Origin of the sequence: Micromonospora sp. D75, from assembly GCF_018070405.1 — a bacterium.
In the GTDB taxonomy this organism is placed as follows: Bacteria; Actinomycetota; Actinomycetes; order Mycobacteriales; family Micromonosporaceae; genus Micromonospora; species Micromonospora chalcea.
The window spans coordinates 1-7,521 of sequence record NZ_JAGPXV010000276.1; the positions used below are offsets into that span (position 1 = coordinate 1).

Below are 7,521 nucleotides of genomic sequence, written 5' to 3' on the forward strand. Positions count from 1 at the left end.
GCCCGGATTCTCGACCTGGGCTGCGGCGAGGCCGCCTGGGCGTTACAGGCCCTCGCGCACCACCCGGACGGGCACGCCGACGGCGTGGACCTCAACCCGTACGCGCTGGAACGCGCCACGGAGGCCGCCGCCGTGCGCGGCCTCGCCGACCGGCTCACGCTGCACGAGCGCGACGCCCGGTCGTACGTGCCGGACGGCGACTACGACCTGGTGCTCTGTGTCGGGTCGACGCACGCGTTCGGCGGGTTCGGCGAGACGCTGGATCTGGCCGGGCGGCACGTGAACGCCGACGGCGTCCTGATGGTGGGTGAGGGGTTCTGGCAGGTGCCGCCGACGCCGCAGGCGCTGGCGGCACTGGGCGCGAAACCCGACGCCCACACCGACCTCGCCGGTCTGGTCGCGGCCGCCGAGCAGGCCGGCTGGACCCCGGTGTACGCGCACGTCAGCGACGCCGCCGAGTGGGACGACTACGAGTGGTCGTGGACCGGTTCGCTGACCGAGTGGGCACTGGACAACCCGGGTCACCCGGATGCCGCCGGCGCGCTCGCCACCGCCCGGGAGCACCGGGACCAGTGGCTGCGCGGATACCGCGGCGTGCTGGGGTTCGTGACGCTGGTGCTGCGCCGGATCTGACCGGCTACCGGCGCGGGTCCGGCCCGGGACAGGCGGGCGGGGCACTATCGTTCGGGCGTGCAGATCCGTTTCGCCGTACCGGCCGACCCCGCCTATCCGGCCCGCGTGGCCGCCGCGCTCGCCGCCGCCCGGCTGCGCCGCTTCGGCTACATCGGCGCGGCCCTCGCCGCGATCGGGGTGATCGGCTGGATCGCCTCGCAGGCGTCGGAGCGGGGTGGCCGCTTCGCGTCGCTGTGGACCGCGTTGATCGTGGCCGGCGTGCTGTCGATGCTGTACGCGCCGTGGGTGCGCTGGCGGGCCCGACGCCGGTCCGGCGGCTACGCGGTCGAGGGCGGCTACGACATCGACGACCGTAACATCATGATGCGCAGCGGTTCGGAGTCCGGCGGCATCGCCTGGGACGGCGTCGAGCGGGTCACCGAGACCCCGGATTTCTGGATCGTGTACGTGGGACGGATGCCGGCCACGGTGATCCCCCGGTGGCTGATGTCCGCCGAGGACGCCGGGACGCTGCGCGCCTTCATGGCCGGACGCGGACTGCTCGGCGACCGTTGACGAGGTTCTGATCGGCTGTACGTGTTGCGTCGCCGGCCTGTCCGGCGGTCGCGTCAACCTGCCGCACCGGCGGTCCAGCAGCGGTCAGCTCGCCGGGCATCGTGTGCCCGGGGCGGGCACGGTCAGGTCGACGAGGTACCGGTCCACCACCGCGGTCGTGCAGTCGGTGCGCTGGTAGGTGCCGTGGCCCCAGCCCTCGTAGGTGACCAGGCGTCCGTGCCGGCCGAGTTGCCGGGCGACGTTCACGGCCCAGGCGTAGCCGGTGCGGGGATCGTGCCGGGCGTTGAGCAGCAGCAGCGGCGTGCGGGTGTGCACGTTCAGCTCGTGCGGCGGGTTGCGGACCGGGGACGGCCAGCCCAGGCACGTCTGCACGGCCAGCAGGCCGGCGCCGTACCGGACGTCCGGGGCGACGGCCCGGGCGTCCCGGACCACGCCGGCGTACGCGGCGTAGTCGCGTACCTGCGCCGGCCAGTCCGCGCAGAACGCCGCGACGGAGACCGGGAGATTCACTTCCGGTGGCGGCGTACCGGCGGCCATGTCCCGCACGATCACCGCGAGTTGCGGCCAACGCGGACCGGCGAGCAGGCCGAGCGCCACAGCGGTGACGTCGAAGGCGGTACGGGGGGCGTACTCGCCCCGGTCCGCGCGGGCCAGCGCCTGCGCCCAGACCGCCCGCACGTCGCGTGCGTGGAGCACGCACTCCGGCGACCTGTCGCACCAGGACACGAACTCGTCGAACGAGTCCTGCAACGCGGCGGCCTGCGTCCGCACGAAGGAGCGCACGTCGAGGCTGTGGTCGAACACGCCCTCCAGCACGACCGCCCGCACGCGGCCGGGATACCGCTCGGCGTACTGCTGGCCCAGCAGCGTGCCGTACGAGCTGCCGTGGAAGGACAGCCGCCGCTCCCCCAGCGCCCGCCGCAACGCGTCGAGGTCACGGACGGTGCTGAGCGTGTCGGCGTGGTCGAACACCGGGCTGGTCGGACGGCACCTGCGCCACAGCGCCTGGTTGTAGGCCACCGCGGCGTCGAAGTCGGCCTGACCGGTCAGCGGGACGGCCGGCTTGCGCAGGGCCGGATCCGGGGCGCAGACGGGCGCGGCGGTGCGGGCGACCGTACGCGGGTCGAAACTGACCAGATCGAACCGGTCCAGCAACTCGTCGCTGAACCGGTCGCCCTTGCGGATCCGTTCCACTCCCGAGTCGCCGGGGCCTCCCGGCCCGAACACCAGCGTGCCCACCCGCTGCTCCGGCAGGCGCGCGGACCGGCGTGCCACGGCGAGATCGAACGTCGGGCCGTTCGGCCGGGCCCAGTCCACCGGCACCCGCAGCCGGGCGCACCGCACGCGTTCATCCGGCGGGACGTCCGGCAGGTCGTCGGCGCACTCGCTCCACACGAGCCGCTGCGGCGGAAGCCCGGCGCGCGCCGCGCCGGGCAGTCCCGCCAGGACGGTGAGCGCGGCCAGAGCGACGGCCACGGTACGTCGGAACACGGCACCTCCCGGTGTCTTGGATGCCTGTCGATTCTTCAGCGGCGTCCCACCCGAGTCCCATACGGAAACGCCCCGATACGCCCGTCGGGTCTTTCCCCCATTCCGTCCCTGACGGGCCGAAGGACGGGCAGGCGAGCCGCACCGTGGCGGTCTAGCATCGGGCGATGACGTCGTCCCTGGACCGCCTGCCGAAGATCAGCGCGCCGGCCACGCGGGCGCTGACCGCGGCCGGCTACACCACGCTGCGCCGGCTCGCCGGTGTACCGCGCGCGGAGCTGGCCCGCCTGCACGGCATGGGACCGAAGGCGCTGGGCGTCGTCGAGGCCGCCCTCGCCGAACACGACCTGCGGCTGAGCTGACGAGGTGATCGCGATGCCGCTCGGCAGACTCCACCACCTGATCGTCGACTGCCCGGACCCGATGGCCGAGGCACGCTTCTGGAGCGCGGTCCTCGGCGACCCGATCACGTACGCGGACGACGACTTCGCCGTGGTGTCGGCCGGTACGGCGGCGTCCGGGCTGGCGTTCCAGCGCGTCGACGACCTGGTTGCGCCGACGTGGCCGGATCCGGCGGTGCCGCAGCAGATGCACCTCGACGTGATGGTCGACGACCAGGACACGGCCGGTACGGCGGTGCTCGCGCTGGGCGCGCGGCGGCTGGCGGGCGACCACGTGTACGCCGACCCGGCCGGTCACCCGTTCTGTCTGATCCCGCGCCCGACCTGGGCGCCGCCGGTCGGCGGGCTCGCGTGACCGACGACCGACGCGTACGCCGGGTCCGCCCCTACCACTGGGGTGCCGTCTACCTCAGCGACGCCCTCTGCGAGACCGACTTCGACATCGACTTCCACGCCGGGGACGCGCCGGTGTTCGCCACGACGCACCACGTCGCAGTCGTGGTCGCCTCCGCCGCCGTGGCGGACGAGGGAGAGGCAGATGTCACCCTCGACATCCGGGTGACGTCGCAGCGCGTCACGGGGCACCCGTACGAGGTGACACTGGACGTCCCGTCCGGGCGGCTCTACGTCGGCGACGCCGACGACAACGACGAGATCGAGTTGGCGCCGGGCCGCTGGCTGCTGCAGTTCGCCGTGGACGACGCGACGGAGGCCCGGCACGTCGAGCTGGTGGTGTCACCGCTCTGACCGGTCACGGCCTCTCCTGGTAGGAGATGAACTCCAGCAGGCTTCCGTCCGGGTCGCGGAAGTAGACACTCGTCCCGGCACCGCCGGCGCCGACCCGCCGGACCGGTCCGGTCTCCACCTCGACGTCGTGCCGCCGCAGATGCGCCACCGCCTCCTCGATCGGCCCCGCCCAGACGAAACAGATGTCGCTGTTGCCCGGACGGACGGGGATCCGGGCGACGTTGCCGCCGAGGTCGAGACCCGGCCCGTGCACGCTCAACCGTTGGGGGCCGATCCGGAAGGCGACGCGGTCGCCGCCGACGCCGATCACCTCGGCGCCGACGACGTCGCGATAGAAGTCGGTGGCGGACCGCCAGTCGGACACGGCGATGACGACGTGGTCCAGTCCGGTCACGGGCGCCATGCGATCACCCTATTGGCCGGACGGCGTCCGCTCCCCCGGATCCGCCGAGACCGCCACCGGCGGGCCCGCCTTCAGGTGCCGGGCGAAGAACCGGTTCGCGGCGTCCCCCTCGAACCACGGCACGCCGGTGTGCCCGCCCATGTTGGCGTGCAGCGTCTTCTCCGACGAGCCGAAGGCGTCGAACAGGTCCAGCGCCATCCGCCGGTCGTTGCCCTCGTCGTCCCACTGCAACAGGACGTGCAGCGGGATGGTGACCCGCCGGGCCTCCTCGATGATGGCGCGCGGCACGAAGCTTCCGGCGAACAGGAGCGCGGCCACGATGCGCGGTTCGACCACCGCCAGCCGTACGCCGATCGAGATCACCCCGCCGGCGTACCCGACCGGGCCGCCGACCTCGGGCAGCGCGAGGAGCGCGTCCAGCGCGGCCCGGCACTCCGGGACCGCCTCCTCCACCAGCGGCAGGACGAGCCGGTCGACCACCTCGTCGGCGACCCGCTCGCCGGCTGCCAGTGCCCGGCGCAGGTCGGCGCGGGCCTGCTCGGCGGCGGCGGACGCGGGCCGGTCGCCACCGCCGGGCAGTTCGATGGTGGCGGCGGCGAAGCCCTGTTCGACGCAGCCCTGCGCCCGGGCCGCCAGGCGGGGATACATCCGGCGCAGTCCGCCGGGGTGACCGAGCAGGATCAGCGGGGCCGGCGCCGACGTGGAGGCGGGCGTCCACAGGATGCCCGGGATCTCGCCGAGGGTGAACTCGCGTTCGCGGACGCCGTCGGCGAGGCGCTGTTCGGAGGTGAAGCGCATGGTCGTGCCTTTCGGGAGTGCGACGGCGCTCCCGGACGACCTATCGCCCGGCCGTGACCCCCGAGGGGAGCACCCATGTCGATACTGCGGTCACGGGTACCACCTCCCTCGTTCTCCGGCACGGCCACCGGCAAGGTAACAGCGCTCGCCGGGCGGGCCAACCGGTTTATCGCGGTGTGATCCCGGACCGTCAGCCGCGCTCGAAGCCGGCGAAGACGACCGCCAGCGTCCGGGCTTGCAGGTGCTCGTCCCATCCGCCGTGCAGCGCGCCCTGGCACATGCCGGTGAGCAGCGCCATCACCTCGGGTAGCCGTACCGAGTCGGCGACGGTTCCGTCGGCCCGGGCCTGTTGCAGCAGCCTGCCCATCGCCTCCTCCAGGTGACCTACCGCATCCGGGAGCCGGATGTCCACGCCGGATCCGGCGAGCAGTTCGACTGCCGTCTTCTTCGCGGCGGCCTGGGCCACAGTGTGTCTGAAGAAACCGAAGAGGTCGTGTCGTCCCGCCTCCTCGGTGAGCTGTGCGAGCAGTCGCTTCATGAGCGCGGCGAGCAGGTCCTCCTTGGTGGGGAAATGACGGAAGACCGTGCCGATGGCGACGCCGGCCCGGCGGGCCACCTCCTCGGTGGAGGCGCGGGCGCCGAACTCGGCGAAGACCGCCTCGGCGGCGTCCAGGATGCGTGCCCGGTTGCGTTGCGCGTCGGCGCGCAGGGGCGGACCCTCTACCAAAGTGAGTCTCCACTCATTATTCTGTGATACAAGTCGAGTCACGACTCATTATCGCGGAGGCCGGCATGACACCGCAGCAGATCTTCGAGAGCATGCGCGCCAGGTGGCTGGCGAACCTGCCCACGTTCGAGGCGGATTCGCTGGCCGACGACGTGGTGATCGAGACGCCCTTCGCCGTGCCCGGCCACCCGACGCGCACTGAGGGGAAGCAACCCGTTCTCGAGTACACGCGAGCGGGCCGGGCGTCCTTCCCGGTGCGGTTCGACGACTGCCGCGGTGTGGTCGTACACGAGACCGCCGACCCTGAGGTGATCGTGGTCGAGTACGAACTCGTCGGCACACACACGGTGACCGGGGTGACCGCGTCCGCGCCGTTCATCGGGGTGTTGCGGACCCGGGACGGCAAGCTGGCCCACTGGCGCGAATATCAGCACACACTCGCCATCGCCGGGGCCGCCGGCCCGGCATGAGCCGGCATCAGCGCCGCGGCTCAGGTGGTCGGTGTCGGCGACGGGGCGAACGGCCACGGCTGCGGCCCGAACAGCGCCGTGCACGCGGACAGGAGCCCGCGCTGCGCCTCGGCCATACGGGCGTCGACCGGGCCGGTGTCCTCGTTCGGGTCGTTGCGGACGAACATGTCCCCGGATTCCTTCGCCGCCACCGCCAGCCGTTCGCCGGCGTCCCGGACGCCCGGGTCGGCCGCCTTGCGGGCACGCATGGCGATCGGCGAGTTCGAGGTGAAGCGGACGTCCTGCTGCTCGACCACCCGGGCCACCATGTTGCACGCACCGGCCGCGACCTTGTCCGCGGGCGCGGTCGAGCCGGCCTGAGGAGCGGCCGAGGCCGACGCGGACGACGACGGGGTGGCGGACGTCGACGGCGTGGGTTCCGAGGGCGCACACGCGGAGACGACGAACAGCAGGGAGAGCGCGGCGAGTTCACGTTTCACCGCACGAGGCTAGCGATCATGGTAGGCATGGCCTCCGTCCGGGTGCCCCGCCCACCGTCGTCGCGTCGACATCGGACCGGTCAGCGGCCCGCCGCGCGGAGCATCGCCTCCGTCTCGGGGTCGGGCATGACCTCCCGGACCTCCTGGGCGCAGCGGCACGAGACGGCGATCTTGGCGGCCCACTTCAGCGCCTCGTCGCGTGAGGCCACGTCGAGGACCACGAACCCGCCGATGACCTCCTTGGTCTCCGGGAACGGCCCGTCGGTGACCACCCCGTCCGTGCCCACGATGCTCGCCTGCTGACGTTCGAGCCCAGTGCCGTACACGAACACGCCAGCGTTCACGGCCTCCTGGATGACCGCGTGCGCGTCCTTGCCCACCTGGGGGATCTCCTCCGCGGGGATGTGGTCCATCGCGCCGTCGTTGAATGAGATCAGGTACCGCGGCATGCCATGACTCCCTTGTCCGGGCGGCCGGTCCGGCCGCCTCTCACCCGTCCTACGAACGAGCCGACCCGGATCCGACGTCATCCGCCGGGATCGGCACGGCGGTGCCGGTCACCGCGATCCCGGCGCCGGGATCGGCGGGGATGCCGACGGTGAGCAGGCTCGGGCGGCCCATGTCCTCGCCCTGCCGCACGGTGACAGTGGCGGGCGGCCGCACCAGGCCCATCTCGCGCAGGTAACCGCCGAACGCGGCGGCCGCCGCCCCGGTCGCGGCGTCCTCGACCACGCCGCCGGGCGGGAACGGATTGCGCGCGTGGAACACCAGCGGGGACTCGCGATGCACCAGGTCGACCGTGGTCCAGTCCCGCTCGGTC

13 protein-coding genes are annotated in these 7,521 nt (G+C 72.8%); 6 read left to right on the forward strand and 7 right to left on the reverse strand.

Features of this window, described 5'->3' with window-relative positions; translation table 11 throughout:
* A partial coding sequence (locus KBX39_RS17455; RefSeq protein WP_210871545.1) for a cyclopropane-fatty-acyl-phospholipid synthase family protein occupies window positions 1-633 on the forward strand: 633 nt, incomplete at its 5' end.
* Between the two features lie 57 nt (window positions 634-690).
* Window positions 691-1,188 carry a YcxB family protein gene (locus KBX39_RS17460; RefSeq protein WP_043324678.1) on the forward strand — a complete coding sequence of 166 codons (498 nt, stop codon included), beginning with the start codon at window positions 691-693 and terminating at the stop codon, window positions 1,186-1,188.
* Between the two features lie 84 nt (window positions 1,189-1,272).
* Here the strand turns inward: KBX39_RS17460 and KBX39_RS17465 are convergent, their stop codons facing one another.
* On the reverse strand, window positions 1,273-2,679 hold the full coding sequence (locus tag KBX39_RS17465; protein ID WP_210871547.1) for an alpha/beta hydrolase: 1,407 nt from the start codon (window positions 2,677-2,679) through the stop codon (window positions 1,273-1,275).
* 164 nt (window positions 2,680-2,843) lie between these two features.
* On the opposite strand from KBX39_RS17465, the gene KBX39_RS17470 reads away from it, so the two are divergent.
* The 3 genes from KBX39_RS17470 to KBX39_RS17480 are packed head-to-tail and all read left to right on the forward strand — an operon-like array spanning window position 2,844 to window position 3,824.
* Window positions 2,844-3,038, forward strand: coding sequence for a hypothetical protein (locus tag KBX39_RS17470; RefSeq protein ID WP_064446215.1), 195 nt, complete (start codon window positions 2,844-2,846; stop codon window positions 3,036-3,038).
* A 13-nt stretch (window positions 3,039-3,051) separates the two neighbouring features.
* Window positions 3,052-3,432: a VOC family protein gene (locus KBX39_RS17475; protein ID WP_210871549.1), complete on the forward strand. Its 381-nt coding sequence runs from the start codon at window positions 3,052-3,054 to the stop codon at window positions 3,430-3,432.
* The gene (locus KBX39_RS17480; RefSeq protein ID WP_043324682.1) at window positions 3,429-3,824 is read left to right on the forward strand and encodes a hypothetical protein; all 396 of its coding nucleotides are present in this window, start codon (window positions 3,429-3,431) and stop codon (window positions 3,822-3,824) included. The genes KBX39_RS17475 and KBX39_RS17480 overlap by 4 nt, the downstream gene beginning before the upstream one ends.
* Before the next feature lie 4 nt (window positions 3,825-3,828).
* On the opposite strand, the gene KBX39_RS17485 is transcribed toward KBX39_RS17480, so the two are convergent.
* The 3 genes from KBX39_RS17485 to KBX39_RS17495 all read right to left on the reverse strand — a co-directional run bounded on the left by KBX39_RS17485 (window position 3,829) and on the right by KBX39_RS17495 (window position 5,752).
* A complete protein-coding gene (locus KBX39_RS17485) occupies window positions 3,829-4,227 on the reverse strand; it encodes a VOC family protein (protein ID WP_210871551.1) in 399 nt (132 codons plus the stop codon).
* 9 nt (window positions 4,228-4,236) lie between these two features.
* Complete coding sequence (locus KBX39_RS17490) at window positions 4,237-5,025, reverse strand: alpha/beta hydrolase (protein WP_210871553.1); 789 nt, start codon at window positions 5,023-5,025, stop codon at window positions 4,237-4,239.
* 190 nt (window positions 5,026-5,215) lie between these two features.
* Window positions 5,216-5,752, reverse strand: coding sequence for a TetR/AcrR family transcriptional regulator (locus tag KBX39_RS17495; protein ID WP_210871555.1), 537 nt, complete (start codon window positions 5,750-5,752; stop codon window positions 5,216-5,218).
* A 65-nt stretch (window positions 5,753-5,817) separates the two neighbouring features.
* On the opposite strand from KBX39_RS17495, the gene KBX39_RS17500 reads away from it, so the two are divergent.
* Window positions 5,818-6,222: a nuclear transport factor 2 family protein gene (locus KBX39_RS17500; RefSeq protein ID WP_069090175.1), complete on the forward strand. Its 405-nt coding sequence runs from the start codon at window positions 5,818-5,820 to the stop codon at window positions 6,220-6,222.
* A gap of 20 nt (window positions 6,223-6,242) precedes the next feature.
* Here KBX39_RS17500 and KBX39_RS17505 read toward each other — a convergent pair whose 3' ends face one another.
* From KBX39_RS17505 to KBX39_RS17515, 3 genes are all read right to left on the reverse strand, one after another.
* A complete protein-coding gene (locus tag KBX39_RS17505; RefSeq protein WP_043324686.1) occupies window positions 6,243-6,701 on the reverse strand; it encodes a hypothetical protein in 459 nt (152 codons plus the stop codon).
* An 80-nt stretch (window positions 6,702-6,781) separates the two neighbouring features.
* Window positions 6,782-7,150, reverse strand: a complete 369-nt coding sequence (locus KBX39_RS17510) for a YciI family protein (RefSeq protein ID WP_069090174.1) — start codon at window positions 7,148-7,150, stop codon at window positions 6,782-6,784.
* A 49-nt stretch (window positions 7,151-7,199) separates the two neighbouring features.
* A partial coding sequence (locus tag KBX39_RS17515; protein ID WP_210871557.1) for a PhzF family phenazine biosynthesis protein occupies window positions 7,200-7,521 on the reverse strand: 322 nt, incomplete at its 5' end.

Coding starts and splice junctions, on each gene's coding strand:
- KBX39_RS17470 (WP_064446215.1), top strand. CDS start 2,844: ATGACGTCGTCCCTGGACCGCCTGCCGAAGATCAGCGCGCCGGCCACG.
- KBX39_RS17475 (WP_210871549.1), top strand. CDS start 3,052: ATGCCGCTCGGCAGACTCCACCACCTGATCGTCGACTGCCCGGACCCG.
- KBX39_RS17485 (WP_210871551.1), bottom strand. CDS start 4,227: ATGGCGCCCGTGACCGGACTGGACCACGTCGTCATCGCCGTGTCCGAC.
- KBX39_RS17490 (WP_210871553.1), bottom strand. CDS start 5,025: ATGCGCTTCACCTCCGAACAGCGCCTCGCCGACGGCGTCCGCGAACGC.
- KBX39_RS17500 (WP_069090175.1), top strand. CDS start 5,818: ATGACACCGCAGCAGATCTTCGAGAGCATGCGCGCCAGGTGGCTGGCG.
- KBX39_RS17510 (WP_069090174.1), bottom strand. CDS start 7,150: ATGCCGCGGTACCTGATCTCATTCAACGACGGCGCGATGGACCACATC.